This is a genomic window from Streptomyces marokkonensis, assembly GCF_039539045.1.
Classification (GTDB): domain Bacteria; phylum Actinomycetota; class Actinomycetes; order Streptomycetales; family Streptomycetaceae; genus Streptomyces; species Streptomyces marokkonensis.
Genome location: NZ_BAABCQ010000027.1, coordinates 17,668 through 34,409, shown reverse-complemented (window position 1 = coordinate 34,409; position 16,742 = coordinate 17,668). Strand labels below are relative to the sequence as shown.

The following is a 16,742-nucleotide window of genomic DNA, read 5'->3' as shown; positions in this document are numbered from 1 at the left end:
TCCCGCAGTGCCCCGCTTCAGCGTCATCATCCCCTGCTTCAAGGTGCAGGGCTTCCTGCGCGAGTGCCTCGACTCGGTCCTGGACCAGTCCTACCGGGACATCGAGGTCGTCGCCGTGGACGACTGCTCGCCGGACGGCTGCGGCGCGATCCTCGACGAGTACGCCGCCCGCGACGAGCGGGTACGCGTGCTGCACCTGGAGGAGAACGTGGGCCTCGGCCGGGCCCGCAACGCCGGGCTGCCGCACGCCACCGGCGACTACCTCCTCTTCCTCGACAGCGACGACACGCTCACCCCGGGCGCCCTGCGCGCGATGGCCGACCGGCTCGCGGAGACGTCCGACCCGGACGTACTGGTCTTCGACTACGCGCGCACCTACTGGTGGGGCGGCACCCGACGCAACGTCCTGGCCCACGTCCTGGCGCAGGCCCCTGCCGGTGACGGCGACGGTGCCCCCGGCGATGGCGACGGTGCCTCTGACGGTGACGGTGACGGGACCTTCACCGCCGCCGGACACCCCGAGATCCTCGACCTGCTGATGGTGGTCTGGAACAAGGCGTACCGGCGCGACTTCGTCGAGCGCGAGGGCTTCACCTTCCCGCCGGGCTACTACGAGGACACGCCCTGGACCTTCCCGGTCATGTTCTCCGCCGGCCGGATCGCCACACTGGACCGCGTCTGCCTGAACTACCGGCAGCGCCGCCAGGGCAACATCCTGTCCACCACCAGCCGCAAGCACTTCGACGTCCACGCGCAGTACGAGCGGGTCTTCGCGTTCCTCGACACCCGCCCGCACCTGGCCCGGTGGCGGCCGTTCCTGCACGCCAAGATGGGTGAGCACTGCCTGGACATCCTGTCCAAGCCGGACCGGCTGCCCCCGTCGGACAAGGCCGAGTTCTTCCGGCGCACCGCCGAGATGTTCCGCGCGTACCGGCCACCGGGCGCCGAGATCCCGGCCGGGCTGCGCGTCCTGGACGGCGGTGCCCTCGGCTACCCGGCCTACCGGCTGCGGCGCCAGTCCGGGCGGGCGGGCCGGGAGCTGGGGCGTCGGGCGCGGCAGGCGCAGGGGGCGGTCGGCGGGCGGCTGGGACGGGTACGGACCGCGGTGAGCTCCCGCCGTCCACTGGATCCCGGCCTCGCCGTCTACTCGGCCTTCTCCCACCGGGGCGTGCTCGGGGACCCCGCGGCGATCCACCGCAAGGCGCTCGAGATCGCCCCGCATTTGCGCGGGGTGTGGGTGGTGCGCGACGAGGAGTACGCGGCGGACACGGCCGCGCTGCCGCCGGGCACGGAGCACGTGATCCTCGGCAGCGCCGCCTGGCGCCGGGTGACCGAGCGGGCCACGTTCTTCGTCAACAACGTCAACTGGCCCGGGACCGTGGCCAAGCGCCCCGGCAGTGTCCACATCCACACCCACCAGGGCACCCCGCTCAAGTACATGGGCGTCGACCTGCTGGGCCGGCCCGGTGCCCGGCACGGCCTGGACGTGCCGCAGATGCTGCGCCGGGCCGACCGCTGGGACCACAGCCTGGTCGCGAGCCGGTACGCGGAGCGGGTGTGGGAGCGTGCGTACCCGTGCCACTTCACGTCGGCGCGCACCGGCAGTCCGCGCAACGACGTGCTGGTGCACGCCGGCCCGGAGGACGGCCGCCGGGTCCGCGAGCGGCTGGGCGTCCCCGACGGCCACACCGTCGTGCTGTACGCGCCGACCCGCCGCGACTACCGGCGGGGCGGGCACGTCGACCGGATCGACCTGGCCCGGCTCGCCGCCGACCTCGGCGACGGCCACACCCTCGTGGTCCGGCTGCACCCGTCCCTCGCCACCGGACCGGCGCGCGGCATGGGCCTGTCCGAGCTGCACCGGCGGGGCGTCCTGGTCGACGCGACCGGCGAACCGCACGTCGAGGACCTGATGCTCGCCTCCGACCTGCTGATCACCGACTATTCCGCACTGACGTTCGACTATGTCCTCCTGGACCGGCCGATCGTGATCCACGCCGACGACTGGGCCGCCTACGCGGCGAGCCGCGGCGCCTACTTCGACATCACCGCCGACGCGCCCGGCCATGTCTCGCACTCCTACCGGGAGCTGGCCTGGCTGCTGGCCTCCGGGGCGTGGCGGGACGAGGAGGCGGCACGGCTGCGGTCCGCGTTCCGGGCGCGGTTCTGCGAGTACGACGACGGGCGGGCCGCCGAGCGGGTGGTCCGGACGCTGATGCTGGGAGAGGCGATGGCAGGCCCGGACCTCCGGGGCGTCCCCGGCGCCCGCGCCGTCCCGGCCGGCCGCGACGCGCTGACCTCGCAGTGAGGCCGCGCACCTGGGTGCTGGTCCTGGCCGCGGTGTTCGCCCTGCTCCAGCTCGCGAACGTCACCGGCCGGGACACGCCCGACACCAAGAACTACCTGTCGTACGCCCTGAGCCTCGGCGGCGGGAGCAAGCGCGAGGTGGCGGCGGCGACCATCGACTACGTGTGCGCGAGCGAGGCGGCGACGGCCCGCCGCGACCAGAGCGTGCACGTGGTCCGGTTCCATCGCCCCGACCCCACCGGGCAGGTGATGTCCGAGTGCCGGGAGCGGGAGTGGCGGGCGGTGGAGCCGCGGCTGGCGGCCGGGCAGACCGGCGGGCACACCGTGCCGTACATGCCGGAGCGCTTCATGCGGATCTTCGAGGCGCGGCCCGGCTATCCGGTGTTCCTGGCGCCGTTCGTCATGGCCTTCGGGGCGACGTGGGGACTGTGGGCGGCGGGCGTCGTCATCGCGTCCGCGGGCGGCGTCCTGGCCTTCCTGATCCTGCGCACGCTGTCCGTGCCGGTACCGCTCGCGCTGGCCGGACAGGCGCTGTACTACGTACTGCCGTGCGGGACGACCGCCATGCGCCCGATGACCGAGGGAATGCTGATGGCGCTGACCCTGGCGGCGGTGTGGGGCTGCGCGCTGGTGGTGCGGGCGGGGCGCACGCGGCCGGGAAGCACGCGGGCGGGAAGCACCCGGGCCGGGCTCGCCCTGGTCGCCGGGTCACTGCTCGCGCTGTTCACGGTCAAGCACTCGCAGGCGCTGTTCCTCGGGCTCTGCCTGGCGGCGGCCGGCGCGCTGATCGCCCTGCGACGGCACCGCCGGGGCCGGCCGCCGGGCCGGGACGCGCTCTCGCTCGCGGCGGTCGGCCTGGCCGGCGTCGTCGGCACGCTGGCCCTGGCGCGGCTGCTGCACCACCCCACCATGACCGACAGCCTGCAGGACCTGCTCACCGACCACTTCGCCCGGCCCGACCGGGAGCGTCCGTGGGCGGAGTTCCGGCAGATGCAGGGCAACTTCTGGGTGGAGTGGCTGCGTCGGCAGGCGCTGGAGCCGCTGTTCGTCGCGGCCCTGGCCGCCGGGGCGTGGGGCGCGCTGCGGCGCGGGCGAGCGGTCGGCGGTTTCCTGGTCGCGGCGGCCTTCACCGGGATCCTCACCCAGGCCGGGCATCCGGACATCAACATCTGGGGCGGGCGGCTGATCGTGCTGGCGTGGCTGCTGCCGGTGGTGGGGGTCCCGCTGCTGCTGGGGCCGGTGGTACGGGAGCGTGTGACGCTGCCCGCACAGGGGCACGCCGAACGGGCCCGCGCGGTCGGCTGAACTTCACCCCGCACGTCACTCGATGAGGTGACTTGAGGTCATGTCGTCGACCTCTGGCGACCCATCGGGAACATACGGCAAATGCCCCGAATGTCCCCCTTCTCGCCTGTCCCGTGAGCACCGGCGTCCTCGTCCGGCGGTCCGTGCGCGGCGCGACGGCGCTGCGCGGCGGCCGCACCTGGCGCCCCACCCCCTATCAGGCCGCGGGCTTCGTCTTCTTCCTCCTGATGACACTGGCGTACTGGGCGGTGCCACTGTGCTGCGACGCCGGCCAGCACGCGGCCGTCGTGGAGCGGCTGAAGGCCGACCTCCTGCACCCCCGCCACCCGATGGCCGACCTCCCCGGCGCGGGGAGCGCCTACTACTCGCCGTACGCGGTGACGCAGGGCCTGTTCGCCCGGCTGACCGGACTCGGCGGCTGGGAGGTGGTGCGGCTCGCCGGACCGGTGAACCTGCTGGTGCTGCTGACCGGGCTGGCCCGCTTCGTGCGGGTACTGACCCCGCGGCCGTGGGCGCCGGTGCTCGCACTGGGCGCGATGACGCTGCTGTGGGGCACCGAGCGGGCCTGGTGGAGCGGCTACCTCGGCCTGATGTCGATGACGGGCAACCTCGGCTACCCGTCGGCGTGCGCGATCGGGCTCACCTTCTGGGCCTGGGCACTGACCGGGGCGCGGGCACGGGACGCGCGCCTGGTGCGGTACGTGGGGCCGAGCGGTCTGCGCGGCCTGCCCGGGTACGCGGGCCTGGGCGCCCTGTACGGCCTGATCCTCCTCGTCCACCCGATCACGGCGGTGGCGGCGGCGCTGGGCGCGGTGGCCCTCGTGGCCGGATGGCAGCACGGGTGGCGGCACGGTCCGCGCGGGGCGATCGCCGGGCGGTGGGCACTGACGGGCGCCGTGGCGGTGGCGACGGCGGCGGTGTGGCCGTACTTCGACGTGTTCTCGCTGGCCGGCGACGACAGCGTGGACGCGATGCACCGGGTCCTGTACCTGCACCTGCCCGGGGAGTTCTGGCTGGCGCTGCTCGGGTTGCCGGCGCTGTGGCTGCGCGGACGCCGGTCGGCGCGGGACCCGCTGGTGCTGATGTTCGCGCTGGACTGCGCGGTGGTGGCGTACGGCTGGTTCAGCGGCCACTACACCTACGGCCGGATCCTCGGGCTCACGCTGGTGCCGCTCCAGTTCGCCCTGGCGGTGGAGCTGGCGGCGCCCCGGCCGTGGGGGAGGTGGCGCAGGGCACTGGGCCGGACGGCGGCCGCGGGAGCCCTGCTGGGGTTCCTGACCGTCCACGCCGGGGCGGTGGTGCCGCGCGCGCTGGACCCGGTCGGCTTCGAGCAGCCGCCGGACTGGCCGACGTACGAGTGGGCGGCCCGGCACATCGGCCCCGGCGAGGTCGTGATCACCGACGGCTACTACGCCGGGCACGCCATCGCCGGATACGGGCCGAATCTCGCGGCGCCCGCCTGGCCGGACGCGTCACTGGACGAGCGGGAGCGCGCGCGGCGGGCGGCCGACGTGAAGGCGTACCTCGCGCCCGGTTCGACCCGCGCCGAGCGCGCCGCCGTCGTCCGCCGCCACCACGTCCGCTGGCTGCTGCTGACCCGCTGGCAGCGGGTGCCCGAGGAGGCGGTGGTGGTGGCGTGGAGCGAGCGGACGGGGGAGGTACTGGCGCGGGTCGGGTGAGCGCCCCGCTCGACTACGGCCACTCGAGGACGAGTCGGTGGCGGCGGCGACTACTCGATGACGAGCTCGACCGGGATGTTGCCGCGGGTGGCGTTGGAGTAGGGGCAGACCTGGTGGGCCTGCTCGACCAGCTTGCGGCCGGTCTCCTCGTCCACCCCCTCGGGCAGCTCGACCCGGAGGGTGACGGCGAGCGCGAAGCCCTCGCCCTGCTTGCCGATGCCGACCTCGGCGGTCACCGCGGCGTCGCTGACGTCGACCTTCGCCTGCCGGCCGACGAGGCCGAGGGCGCTGCCGAAACAGGCGGCGTACCCGGCGGCGAACAGCTGCTCCGGGTTGGTGCCCTGCCCGTTGCCGCCCATCTCGACGGGAACGCCGAGCGCGAGGTCGAGCGTGCCGTCCGAGCTGACGGTGCGGCCGTCGCGGCCGTGGGTGGCGGTGGCGGCGGCGGTGTAAAGAGCGTCCATGGGAGACCGTCCCTCTCGGTTCGAGGAGAAGCGTCGTGGCGACGCCAGACGACAACAAGTAGAGCACGCGATTCAATTGCGCACAACTAAATCGTGGACAAATGCTGTCGGCTACCCTGAAACGCATGACCACGCCCGCAACGGACTGGCTCCGCCTCGACCAGCAGATCTGCTTCTCCCTGAACGCCGCCTCGCGTGCCTTCAACGGCGTCTACCGCCTGGTCCTCAAGGACCTCGGCCTCACCTACCCCCAGTACCTGGTCATGCTGGTGCTGTGGGAGCACGGGGAACTGCCGGTCAAGAAGCTCGGCGAGCATCTGCGGCTCGACTCCGGCACGCTCTCACCGCTGCTCAAGCGGCTGGAGACGGCCGGCCTGGTCCGGCGGGAGCGCAGCGCGCACGACGAACGGTCGGTGGAGGTAAGGCCGACCGCGGAGGGCGTGGCGCTGCGCGAGCGGGCCGTCGGGGTGCCGCGCCGGATCGCCTCGGCGACCGGCCTGGACCTCGCCGAGGTCCAGGACCTGCGCACCCGCCTCGACCGGCTCACGGCGGCCATGGACGCCTACCGCGAGGAGCCTTCCGCCTCCGCGTGAGGGCGGAGTACCCGCGAGGTACCGGATGGCGGATCATGGCCGCAGAGGACCGACCGACGGACTCCACTGACGGACTCTCTACTGACGGACTCCACTGAACGAGGGGACGGCCGCAATGACCTGGCTGATCACCGGCGGCGCCGGATACATCGGGGCGCACGTCGTACGGGCGATGACCGAGGCGGGCGAGAAGGCGGTCGTGTACGACGACCTGACCACCGGGATCGCCGAACGCGTGCCCGACGGCGTCCCCCTGGTGGTGGGCTCGGTCCTGGACGGCGAACGGATCACGCGCGCCCTGACCGACCACGCCGTCACCGGTGTGGTGCACCTGGCCGCCAGGAAGCAGGTCGGCGAGTCGGTGGACCAGCCGCTGCGCTACTACCGGGACAACGTCGAGGGCCTGCGCCTCCTGCTGGAGGCGGTCACGTCGGCCGGCGTCGAGTCCTTCGTCTTCTCCTCCTCCGCTGCCGTCTACGGCATGCCCGACGTGGACCTGGTCACGGAGGAGACCCCCTGCCTGCCCATGTCGCCGTACGGCGAGACCAAGCTGGCCGGTGAGTGGCTGGTCCGCGCGACCGGCCGGGCGACGGGACTGTCCACGGCCTCCCTGCGCTACTTCAACGTGGCGGGCGCCGCGAGCCCGGAGCTGGCCGACACCGGCGTCCACAACCTCGTCCCGATGGTCTTCGAGAAGCTCACGGAGGGCGCCTCCCCGCGCGTCTTCGGCGACGACTACGCGACGCCGGACGGCACCTGCGTCCGCGACTACATCCACGTGGTCGACGTGGCCGAGGCGCACGTCGCCGCGGCCCGCGCCCTGGCGGCCTCCCCCGGACGCTCCCTCACCCTCAACATCGGCCGGGGCGAGGGCGTCTCCGTCCGCGAGATGATCGACCGCATCAACGGCCTCACCGGCCACGGCCACCCCCCGACGGTCACACCCCGCCGCCCCGGCGACCCGGCCCGCGTGGTCGCCTCGGCCGACCGCGCCGCCGCCGAACTGGGCTGGAAGGCCAAGTACGACGTCGAGGACATGATCACGTCCGCGTGGGCAGGGTGGGTACGGCTGCACCCGGGGGCGGCGCGGGACTGAAAACCCGGGACGCGCCCTTCCCGGCCACCCCGAAGGGCGCACGTCTTCTCCTACCGCCTCCGACCGCTACCCGATCACCCGGCCGAGGAGACTTGTTCGCGCGCCCGTGCCGGATCAGGGTGGGACGGAACCGCGAACGGTGTTTGAAAAACGAGCACAAAGCCCCCCTGCCGACGAAGCAGGGAAATTTCTGTGGGGGCTGGAACCTCACGCGCAGGCCCTTACCAGGAGGGTCCCGACGCCTTGACCTTCTGGGGGAGAGATGCCCGCAACGCTGGTGTTCGACTACCCCGAAGAGATCAGCAGGGCCGACCACTCTTCCGGGGTGTAATCCCACCTGGTTACTGCCTTGGCCGCTCTCAGGGTGCCTACCGGCTGGCTGCCGACCATTGGGGGCTTGTGGGAGAAGACCAGCACGCCATCAGGCGAAAGCCTCTTACGGATCAGAGGGAGAAGCTGCTCGGGGTCCGTGAACCAGACGGGCCCGAAGATGGACAGCACCACGTCCAAGGGTCCGTATGTGTGGCTCAGGTAGTCGGTCACCTCTGCCGTGTGGAAGGTGAGGCCGGGGAGGTGGCCCCACCGGGCTACGGCCTTCCTGCGCTGGCTGGGTGAGATGTCCACCCCGACGCAGTTGGCCCCGAGAGTGGAGAGGTGGGCCAGATTGCATCCCGTACCGCAGCCCAGTTCCAGAACGGTCCGGCCTTGAAGCTCTCCGAGGATCGATTCGTCAGGGCCGTGGTCGGGGTACTGAGTCCAGTTCAGCCACGTACGTGCACCGGAAGCATTGGTGTCCCTCCGCGGCGTCCGTCCCTGGGCGTATCGCTCCCAGGCGTCGACGACCTCCATGCAGAACCTCTCTTCATGGGGCAACCCCCCGCACCTCCGAGGGGAGTTGCCCCGGCCAGTTGCAGTGTTACCGCTTCCCGCTGTTGGGGCTGTCCGTGCACCCGGCGTGACACTGGGAGCAATCGGCCGCGTCCTTCATGGTCCACAGCTCCGGGTCGATCTCGAAGCCGGAGGCCTGGATGACCTTGACGGTGTCCCGCAGGGCGGGCGGCTCCTGCGTGTCCTCTCCGGGCAGGTGCGGAACGTGGTGGATGTAGCGTCCCGCGTGCTGGTTGCAGAACTCCGTGTAGTTGATCGAGTCGAGCACGAACGAGTGGACACCCAGGTCCACGGCCTGAGAGGGCCCCATGCGGACCCCGGGGCACTCGGCGGAGGCCACCAGGTAGGCGACGGCCTGACTGAAGATGCGCTCTGCCAGGTCACGCTCCATGGCGTGGTCCCGCATGAGGAGTCGGACTTCCCGGTCCCACACCTGGGTGGGGACGCAGTTCCGGGGGTCTCGAACCTGTACCGCTGTTGCCATCGGTGGTTCCCTTCACGTGGTCGTGCTCGGGTGATGGAGCCCGCCCCGGCCACTCGAACGTGCCTGGGTGATCAGGGCGGGGGTCTCAGTGGGATACGCGCCGCCGCAGCTTCGCCAGCGTCCGGGCCTGCTGGTGGTGCCGAGCCAGGGCAGCAAGCTGGATGCGTTCCCTGTCGTCGACGGGCCGTACGGAAATGGCGCGGGTCTGCCAGCAGAGACCGGAGGGGCGAATCAGGATGAGCATGGGCCCACGTTGGTCTCGGACGACACCCACCATCAGACTGGCGTTGTCGAACACGGCCGCACCGGGCTCGCACACCGTTTCCTGTCTCATGCCCTCCGCCTTTCGCTGCTGACTCCATCCAGTCAACTGCTGTACGTGTGGAGGAACTTGCACACGAGTTGCACAGTGCTCCACCCACTCCGGACGGTGGAGAGTGAAGGAACCTACTACGGCTACTCGTATCGCTTGCGACGATGGCTCCAGCGACCGTCTTCCTGGGCAGGGCTGATCACATGGGCAAGACCACCGAGCCGGCACCGGGCACGAACCTTGCCACGCTCCGGAAGGAACGTGGGCTCACTCAGAGCCGGCTTGCGAGGCTGGCCAACATCAGCGTTTCCCTGCTGTCCAAGATCGAGGTGGGGGACCGCGCTCTGACCCCGGCTGTTGCTGCCGACCTGGGTAAGGCCATGGGGGTGAGCATGGCCGAGGTGCTGGGGAAAGCCTCTGTAGCCCAAGACGGAGAAGAACGCCTGTCGGCTCTTCGCTCTGCTGTACGGGACTACGACCTACCGGGACGTCGAGAGGTTGAGGAAGACACTCTCACGGACTCCTTGGAGACCGCTGGACAGCACAGGGACAAGGCGGAGGTGGACCAGATCCTGGCGATACTCCCCGGCCTTCTGCGGGATGCCACGACGCACGCCCACAGCACCAATACGGTGCAGAGCTGGATGACCCTGGCTGAGGTCTACAGCAGTGTGTACTGGCTGGCAGCCCGGCACAGGTGGATGGACATGGCGGAGTTGGCCGTGACTCGCCAATGGTGGGCTGTCGAGCAGAAGACCAACCCCCTGGGCATGGCGATCGCAGCCCGGGACCGGGCGGGGGCCTACCTGAACGGCGGGGACTTCGAAGGCGGCCTCATGGTCGTGGACCGGGCTGTCAGCCAGGCACAGACCAGCCTGTCAGGACAGGAAAGAGCCTTTGCGGTCGGGCTCCTGAACCTGCGGGGGATGACCTTGGCCGGACGCTTCAAGGACAAGAAGGAAGGCAGGAAGGAAGCCGAGCGGCACATCAAATCGGCTTGGGAAGCCTCCGAGTGGTTCGGCCGGGACTGGAACCGGCACAGCATGATCTTCGGCCCTCAGAACACGACCACACACGTGCTGGCTACTCGGCTCGACCTGGGGCGGCCCCGTGATGCTCTGAGAATGGCTGAGGACCTTGACGCGGCGCTGGAGGGCCTGCCCGCTACTCGTGTGGCTCCGTCCCGTATAAACCTGGCCAGGGCACGGCTGGATGTGGGGGACCGTGACGGGGCTCTGGAATCCCTGTCGGACGCCTGGGCGGCCGCTCCCCAGATGGCCCGGATCCACCCCATGGCGCGGGAGGTTTTCCGGGTCCTGTCGTCCCTGCACCGCCGCAGCAATCCTGAACTTCTGCGCCTGTCCAAGCTGTCCGGTATCCCCGTGTGAACGAAATGACCGACACCACGCCCGAGCGCCGTGCCCTCGCCGACCGGCTGGAGAAGGCCGGCGTCCTCAAGACCCCCCAATGGCGAGCCGCGGTAGAAGCCGTACCGCGCGAGTTGTTCCTCCACCCCGGCGTGTTCCTTCCTGTCGACGGCGGCCGATGGCGGCCGGTCAGCGCGGTCGGAGCCGATCCGGCGGAATGGACGCGCATCACCTATCGCGACGAGTCCCTGACCACACAACTCGACGGACACTTGACCGCTGACCAGACCAGTGACCCGGTGACGGGCGGGCCCACGTCGTCATCCACCACCCCGGTCACGGTGATCGGCATGATCGAGGACCTGGACGTGGAGGAGGGTCATCACGTGTTGGAGATCGGCACGGGCACCGGATACTCCTCGGCGCTGATGTGCCACCGCCTCGGCGAGGACAACGTGACGACCGTCGAGGTGGATCCAGGCGTGGCGGCACGTGCGGACGCGGCGCTGGAGGCGGCCGGATACTCGACGTGGACCGTCACCGGTGACGGCCTCCTCGGTCACCCACGCCGTGCCCCGTACGACCGCGTCATCGCCACCTGTGCCGTCCGCCGCATTCCCCACACCTGGATCAGGCAGACCAAGCCGGGCGGGTTCATCCTGGCCACCCTGGGCGCCTGGCCCTACGGTACCGGCCTGGCGAAGGTCACCGTGGGTGAGGGCGGTATCGCCGAGGGGCGGATCATCGGCCGCTCTTCGTTCATGCAGGCACGCTCTCAGTTCACCGCACCGGTGTCCGGTGACCTGTCCGCGCGGACGGCCTACGCCGACAGCGAGCGGGAGACAAAGCTGCCACCCACGGTGCTGGACGCGTGGGCGCCCGCCTTCCTCACCCAGCTCGCCGCTCCCGGGGCGCAACTCACTCGTGCCATGGCGAGCGACGGCCGACCGCTCCTGTACCTCTTCGACCCGGACCGCGAATCCTTCGCCGAGTTCGTCGCGCACAGCGCTGGGTGGACTGTCCGCCAGGGCGGTCCCGTGGCCCTGTGGGACGACATCGAGCGGACACTCGTCGCATGGCGGGACGCGGGAAGCCCCGACATCAGTGCCGTACGACTTCACATCACCGACAGATCCCACACGTACTGGATCGGCGACAATCCGGTGCTGCACTGGCAACACCGCATCGCCTGACAGCCGTTCGTCTTCGTCTCCGAGCTTGACCACCCGGGCTCTTCCGCATTCCTCCGGCGGGCGGCCCGGGCTCTCTTCAGCCTCCAGCACCCCAGGCAGTGACGATCACAGGGGCTACCGTGACGTGATGATCAACGACTCTCTCTCCGGCCGAACGGTCCGTCTGGTTTCGCCTGTCTCCTTCGAGGATGCCCCGTCCTTTAGGTCGGGGAGGAATCGAAGCTCCTGTGGAGCAGGGCAAGGAGCGGCGATCCGCCGCCAGGGCGGATCGCCGTTGATCTCGGACTGCCCGCAGAGGCCCACGAGTTGACTCGCCGATCAAGGCGTTACTAGTGTCACTTGCGTGAAGATAACCGCGCAGGTGAAGTTGTTGCCTGCGTCCGCGTATGACGCGGACGCACTGGCGGCGACCCTGCGTGCCTGCAACCGGGCCGCGAACGCGGCCTCGCAGGTGGCGTTCGCGAAGGACCTCAAGCGCCGGAACGTGCTGCAAGAGGCCGTGTACCACCGGATCAAGACGGACTTCGATCTCGGGGCACAGGCCGCTGTGCGCACGGTGAAGAAGGTGTGCGACGCCTACGCCACGTTCAAGGCGAACCTTCGGGCCGGGAACTACGGCCCCGAGGGCTCGAAGCGACGGATCAAGGCCGAGTCGAAGCCGATCCGCTTCCGTGAGATGTCGGCGCAACCGTTCGATGACCGGATGCTGACCTGGAACCTGGACACCAGGACGGTGTCGGTCTGGACGGTGGCCGGTCGGCTCAAGGGCATCCCGTTCGTCTGCTCCCCGGAGGCGACGCGGCTCCTCGCGCAGCGCAAGGGCGAGTCCGACCTGGTGATGCGGGACGGCATGTTCTTCCTCATCGCCACCATCGACATCCCCGAACCCGAGGTTTCTGAGCCTGACGGCTTCCTCGGGGTGGACCTCGGGATCGTGAACATCGCCACCACCTCGGACGGCCGGATCATGTCCAGCCGTCAGGTGAACCGGTACCGGCAGCGTAAGCGCGACCTGCGCGGCAAGCTCCAGAAGAAGCGCACCAAAAGCGCGGCTCGTGTCCTCAAGCGCCAGCGGCGCAAGGAAGCCCGGTACGCCACCCAGCGCAACCACATCATCGCCAAGAAGCTCGTGCACACTGCTGAACGCACCTCGCGGGGTATCGGTCTGGAAGACCTGACCGGTATCCGGCAGAGGGTCACGGCCGGGAAAGACCAGCGGGCACGACTGCACTCCTGGGCCTTCGCCCAGCTCGGCGCCTTTGTCGAGTACAAGGCCAAGCGGGCGGGTGTTGCCGTGGTCCATGTGGACCCGCGCAACACCTCCCGCCAGTGCTCCGAGTGCTGGCACACCCACCGCTCGAACCGAGTGGACCAAGCACGGTTCGCCTGCCGGTCCTGCGGGATCGTCCTGCACGCGGACCATAACGGCTCCCGCAACATCGCCCACCGGGCCGATGCTGCGTGGCAGCGGGGCGCAGTCAACCGCCCCAGAACGCCATAGGCGTTCCGGACGCAGGGTTCCATAGGGGAACATCAGCACCACGTTCCTCTCTGCCTGCAAGCCTCACCCTTCAGGGGGAGGTAGTTGACTGTCTGTCGACCACGCCGAGTCGCTCCTGCCCTCTGCCTCAGACCCGGAGGTGTGGCGGTGGACGCCCAGGCGACGTCCTGAGTCCCTCTTACAGATGCGAGCGATGCTCGAACAGATGGTGGAGGATCCGGCCCGACGATGCTTCGCGGTTCAGCGCCTGGCCGACGAGGTGGTGATCGGTTCAACGAGTCTCTACGAGCTCGACCCGGGCCGAGGCCGCGCTGAGATCGGTGCGACGTGGTTCGATCGTTCCTGCTGGGGAGGCCCCTACAACGCCGAGTCCAAGCTCCTGCTCTTCGGATACGCGTTCGGCACCCTGGGCCTCACCAGAGTCGCCTTGCGTACCGACAACCTCAATGAGCGATCGCAGAAGGCTTTGACGCGATTGGGTCTGGTCTACGAAGGAACACTGCGCAGCCATATGGTGCGTCAGGATGGCACGCGCCGCGACTCGCTGTACTACAGCCTGCTCGCGGATGAGTGGCCGTTGGTCCGCGACAAGCCACTGACCAGGATCGCTGCCAAGGCCGACGCTTAGGTCGGGACACACCTTGGCGCGGTTGGCCTTGTTTGCGAAGGCCCCGCCGGACGTTGGGAGCCGCCGTACGACGGGCGACGTTCGATCATCTCGCCACCCGCCTCGGCTGCACCATCACCTGAGCACTACGCGCTACGCGCTACGCAGGCAAGGCTGTCGGACCTGCGGGTTCCGCCGTCGGACCCCTGCCCGCCTCACAGCGCCTTCAGTCCCTCCGCCGTCGCCCGTGCCAGCGCGCCCAGGTACCCCTTCGGCGGCTTCGGGCCGCGGACGACCACCGAGCGCCAGTACAGCGGGCCCGAGATCAGGTCCAGGGCCAGGTCGGTGTCGAGGCCGGCGGCGATCTCACCGCGCTGTTCGGCCGCCGCCAGGATCCTGCTGGCGACGCCGTCCTGGCCCTCTCGCAGGGTCTTCTGCATGGCTTCCGCGATGTCGGGATTGCGGGCCGCCTCCGCCTGGAGGTCGGGGATGATCTGCGAGGCCACCGGGTGGCGCAGGGCACGGGACGTCACCTCGTACAGCAGTCGCAGGTCGCCCTCGAGGGTCCCCGTGTCGGGCGCGGGCAGGCCCTGCACGGCGAGCGCCGAGACGATGTCGAGCACCAGGTGGAGCTTGGAGCGCCAGCGCCGGTAGACGGCCGTCTTGCCGACCCCCGCCCGGCGCGCGATGCCCTCGATGGACATCCGCGCGTAGCCGACCGCCGCGAGCTCCTCGAAGACCGCCGCCCGGATGGCCACCGTCACCTCCTCGCGGAGCACCGCCGCCCCGGCGGGGGCCCGGCGGCGCGGTCGCGGCTGCGGCTCGTCGGCGTTGGTCGTCATGCGAGCCAAGCATAGGGCGTCACGACGAAACGGTTGCGTTCCGGCGTCACCACGCCCTACGCTCACGTCACGACGATACGGTGCCGTCCCGACGTGAATGAACACGCTGGGTCACCCAGGTGAACGACGGGCACCGTCCCTCGCCTCCCCCTCCCTCCGAACCGAAAGCAGCGGATGTGAGCCAGGTCCTCCACACACCGCCCCCGACACCGGCCACGGTCGCCCCCACCGCCGCCGACCACGACCTCGCGGCACTCGCCGCCCGCCACGGGCTGTCGGTCAGCGGCGCCCGCCCCTCCCTGCCCGAGTACGTCCGCCGGCTGTGGGCGCGGCGGCACTTCATCACCGCCTTCTCCACCGCCAAGCTCACCGCCCAGTACAGCCAGGCCAAGCTGGGCCAGGTCTGGCAGGTGATGACGCCCCTGCTCAACGCGGCGGTGTACTACTTCATCTTCGGCATGCTGATGAACACCAGCCGGGGCGTGGAGGACTTCGTTCCGTTCCTGGTCACCGGTGTGTTCGTGTGGACGTTCACGCAGAGCTCGATCATGGCGGGCACCAAGGCCGTCTCCGGCAACCTCGGCCTCGTGCGCGCCCTGCACTTCCCCCGGGCCGCGCTGCCGGTCTCCTTCTGTCTCCAGCAGTTGCAGCAGCTGCTGTTCTCGATGGCCGCCCTGGCCGTGATCCTGCTCGGCTTCGGCGTACCGCCCGCCGCGTCCTGGGTGCTGGCGGTCCCGGCGCTGGTGCTGCAGTTCGTGTTCAACGCGGGCGTGGCGCTGGTCATGGCCCGGGTGGGTTCCAGAATCCCCGACATGGCGCAGCTGATGCCCTTCCTGCTGCGGACCTGGATGTACGCCTCCGGCGTCATGTTCAGCATCGAGCACATGACCGGACCGGACAGCGGCCTGCCGTCCTGGGTCGGCACCGTGCTCCAGCTCAACCCCGCCGTCGTCTACATCGACCTGATGCGCTTCGCCCTGATCGACACCTTCGACGGGAGCGCCCTGCCGCCCCACGTGTGGGCGCTCGCGACGGGCTGGGCGCTGCTCGCCGGGATCGGCGGCTTCATCTACTTCTGGAAGGCCGAGGAGACGTACGGTCGTGGCTGAGAACACCCACAGCGCGCAGGACGGCGAGCGCGTCCCCACCGTCGTCGCCGACGGCGTCGACATCGTCTACCGGGTCAACGGCACCGGCGGCGGCCGCGGCTCCGCGACCGCCGCCCTCAACCGCATCCTGCGCCGCGGGAAAGCCGAGAAGGCGGCGGGCGTACGCCGGGTGCACGCCGTGAGGAACGTGTCGTTCGTGGCGTACCGGGGTGAGGCCATCGGGCTGATCGGCACCAACGGTTCGGGCAAGTCGACCCTGCTGAAGGCGGTCGCGGGCCTGCTCCCGGTGGAGAACGGCCGCATCCACACGGACGGCCAGCCCTCCCTCCTCGGCGTCAACGCGGCCCTGATGAACGATCTCACCGGCGAGCGCAACGTGTACCTCGGCGGTCTGGCGATGGGCATGTCCCGCGCGCAGATCAAGGAGCGCTACCAGGAGATCGTCGACTTCTCCGGGATCAACGACAAGGGCGACTTCATCACCCTGCCGATGCGCACGTACTCCTCCGGCATGGCGGCCCGGCTGCGCTTCTCCATCGCCGCCGCCAAGGACCACGACGTCCTCCTCGTCGACGAGGCCCTGGCCACCGGCGACCGCTCCTTCCAGAAACGCTCCGAGGAACGCATCCGGGAGCTGCGCAAGCACGCCGGCACGGTGTTCCTGGTCAGCCACAGCAACAAGTCCATCCGCGACACCTGCGACCGGGTGCTGTGGCTGGAGCGCGGCGAGCTGCGCATGGACGGGCCGACCGAGGAGGTCCTGAGGGAGTACGAGAAGTTCACGGCCGGACCGGACAAGGCGAAGAAGCCCGCCCCCAAGGCCGCCCCCGACCCCGCGGCCAAGGCGCAGGCGGCCGTGTGAGCGCTCCGCCCCGCCGCACCCCTTCCCTCGGAAGACGTAAGCACGGTTAACCCTTTTGCCCGTTTAGTGGCAATATGACCGAACGGCAACGGCCGAAGGAGTGTGTCGGGAGCGACGACGGCGAAGGAGTCC

The 16,742-nt window shown here is 70.2% G+C and carries 16 protein-coding genes; 11 read left to right on the top strand and 5 right to left on the bottom strand.

Features of this window, described 5'->3' with window-relative positions; genetic code table 11:
- Positions 1 to 7: 7 nt before the first annotated feature.
- The 3 genes from ABEA26_RS09615 to ABEA26_RS09605 all read left to right on the top strand — a co-directional run bounded on the left by ABEA26_RS09615 (position 8) and on the right by ABEA26_RS09605 (position 5,291).
- Positions 8 to 2,308, top strand: a complete 2,301-nt coding sequence (locus ABEA26_RS09615) for a bifunctional glycosyltransferase/CDP-glycerol:glycerophosphate glycerophosphotransferase (RefSeq protein WP_345591043.1) — start codon at positions 8 to 10, stop codon at positions 2,306 to 2,308.
- Positions 2,305 to 3,612 carry a hypothetical protein gene (locus ABEA26_RS09610; RefSeq protein WP_345591042.1) on the top strand — a complete coding sequence of 436 codons (1,308 nt, stop codon included), beginning with the start codon at positions 2,305 to 2,307 and terminating at the stop codon, positions 3,610 to 3,612. The genes ABEA26_RS09615 and ABEA26_RS09610 overlap by 4 nt, the downstream gene beginning before the upstream one ends.
- A gap of 113 nt (positions 3,613 to 3,725) precedes the next feature.
- The gene (locus tag ABEA26_RS09605; protein ID WP_345591040.1) at positions 3,726 to 5,291 is read left to right on the top strand and encodes a hypothetical protein; all 1,566 of its coding nucleotides are present in this window, start codon (positions 3,726 to 3,728) and stop codon (positions 5,289 to 5,291) included.
- Between the two features lie 50 nt (positions 5,292 to 5,341).
- On the opposite strand, the gene ABEA26_RS09600 is transcribed toward ABEA26_RS09605, so the two are convergent.
- Positions 5,342 to 5,755: an organic hydroperoxide resistance protein gene (locus ABEA26_RS09600; protein WP_345591038.1), complete on the bottom strand. Its 414-nt coding sequence runs from the start codon at positions 5,753 to 5,755 to the stop codon at positions 5,342 to 5,344.
- 125 nt (positions 5,756 to 5,880) lie between these two features.
- Here ABEA26_RS09600 and ABEA26_RS09595 point away from each other — a divergent pair, with 125 nt between their 5' ends.
- Together ABEA26_RS09595 and galE are read left to right on the top strand one after the other, a co-directional pair.
- Entirely contained in the window at positions 5,881 to 6,348 is a 468-nt protein-coding gene (locus ABEA26_RS09595; protein ID WP_345591036.1) for a MarR family winged helix-turn-helix transcriptional regulator, read from the top strand.
- Between the two features lie 115 nt (positions 6,349 to 6,463).
- Positions 6,464 to 7,444: a UDP-glucose 4-epimerase GalE gene (gene galE, locus ABEA26_RS09590; protein ID WP_345591034.1), complete on the top strand. Its 981-nt coding sequence runs from the start codon at positions 6,464 to 6,466 to the stop codon at positions 7,442 to 7,444.
- A gap of 285 nt (positions 7,445 to 7,729) precedes the next feature.
- Here the strand turns inward: galE and ABEA26_RS09585 are convergent, their stop codons facing one another.
- From ABEA26_RS09585 to ABEA26_RS09575, 3 genes are all read right to left on the bottom strand, one after another.
- Positions 7,730 to 8,293 (bottom strand): class I SAM-dependent methyltransferase, encoded by a 564-nt coding sequence (locus tag ABEA26_RS09585; protein ID WP_345591033.1) that lies wholly within the window; start codon positions 8,291 to 8,293, stop codon positions 7,730 to 7,732.
- 67 nt (positions 8,294 to 8,360) lie between these two features.
- A complete protein-coding gene (locus ABEA26_RS09580) occupies positions 8,361 to 8,816 on the bottom strand; it encodes a glycine-rich domain-containing protein (protein ID WP_345591031.1) in 456 nt (151 codons plus the stop codon).
- A gap of 85 nt (positions 8,817 to 8,901) precedes the next feature.
- Complete coding sequence (locus tag ABEA26_RS09575; protein WP_345591029.1) at positions 8,902 to 9,060, bottom strand: hypothetical protein; 159 nt, start codon at positions 9,058 to 9,060, stop codon at positions 8,902 to 8,904.
- A 272-nt stretch (positions 9,061 to 9,332) separates the two neighbouring features.
- Here ABEA26_RS09575 and ABEA26_RS09570 point away from each other — a divergent pair, with 272 nt between their 5' ends.
- The 4 genes from ABEA26_RS09570 (at position 9,333) to ABEA26_RS09555 (ending at position 13,818) form a co-directional block, all read left to right on the top strand.
- Entirely contained in the window at positions 9,333 to 10,517 is a 1,185-nt protein-coding gene (locus tag ABEA26_RS09570) for a helix-turn-helix domain-containing protein (RefSeq protein ID WP_345591027.1), read from the top strand.
- A 5-nt stretch (positions 10,518 to 10,522) separates the two neighbouring features.
- Positions 10,523 to 11,689: an ATP-grasp peptide maturase system methyltransferase gene (gene tgmC, locus ABEA26_RS09565; RefSeq protein WP_345591025.1), complete on the top strand. Its 1,167-nt coding sequence runs from the start codon at positions 10,523 to 10,525 to the stop codon at positions 11,687 to 11,689.
- Positions 11,690 to 12,032: 343 nt separating this feature from the next.
- Positions 12,033 to 13,190 (top strand): RNA-guided endonuclease InsQ/TnpB family protein, encoded by a 1,158-nt coding sequence (locus tag ABEA26_RS09560; protein WP_345591023.1) that lies wholly within the window; start codon positions 12,033 to 12,035, stop codon positions 13,188 to 13,190.
- Between the two features lie 88 nt (positions 13,191 to 13,278).
- Positions 13,279 to 13,818 carry a GNAT family N-acetyltransferase gene (locus tag ABEA26_RS09555; RefSeq protein ID WP_345591063.1) on the top strand — a complete coding sequence of 180 codons (540 nt, stop codon included), beginning with the start codon at positions 13,279 to 13,281 and terminating at the stop codon, positions 13,816 to 13,818.
- A gap of 194 nt (positions 13,819 to 14,012) precedes the next feature.
- Here the strand turns inward: ABEA26_RS09555 and ABEA26_RS09550 are convergent, their stop codons facing one another.
- On the bottom strand, positions 14,013 to 14,639 hold the full coding sequence (locus ABEA26_RS09550) for a TetR/AcrR family transcriptional regulator (protein WP_345591021.1): 627 nt from the start codon (positions 14,637 to 14,639) through the stop codon (positions 14,013 to 14,015).
- Positions 14,640 to 14,815: 176 nt separating this feature from the next.
- On the opposite strand from ABEA26_RS09550, the gene ABEA26_RS09545 reads away from it, so the two are divergent.
- On the top strand, positions 14,816 to 15,748 hold the full coding sequence (locus tag ABEA26_RS09545; protein WP_345591020.1) for an ABC transporter permease: 933 nt from the start codon (positions 14,816 to 14,818) through the stop codon (positions 15,746 to 15,748).
- Positions 15,741 to 16,610, top strand: a complete 870-nt coding sequence (locus tag ABEA26_RS09540) for an ABC transporter ATP-binding protein (protein WP_345591019.1) — start codon at positions 15,741 to 15,743, stop codon at positions 16,608 to 16,610. The genes ABEA26_RS09545 and ABEA26_RS09540 overlap by 8 nt, the downstream gene beginning before the upstream one ends.
- The last annotated feature ends 132 nt before the right edge of the window (positions 16,611 to 16,742 follow it).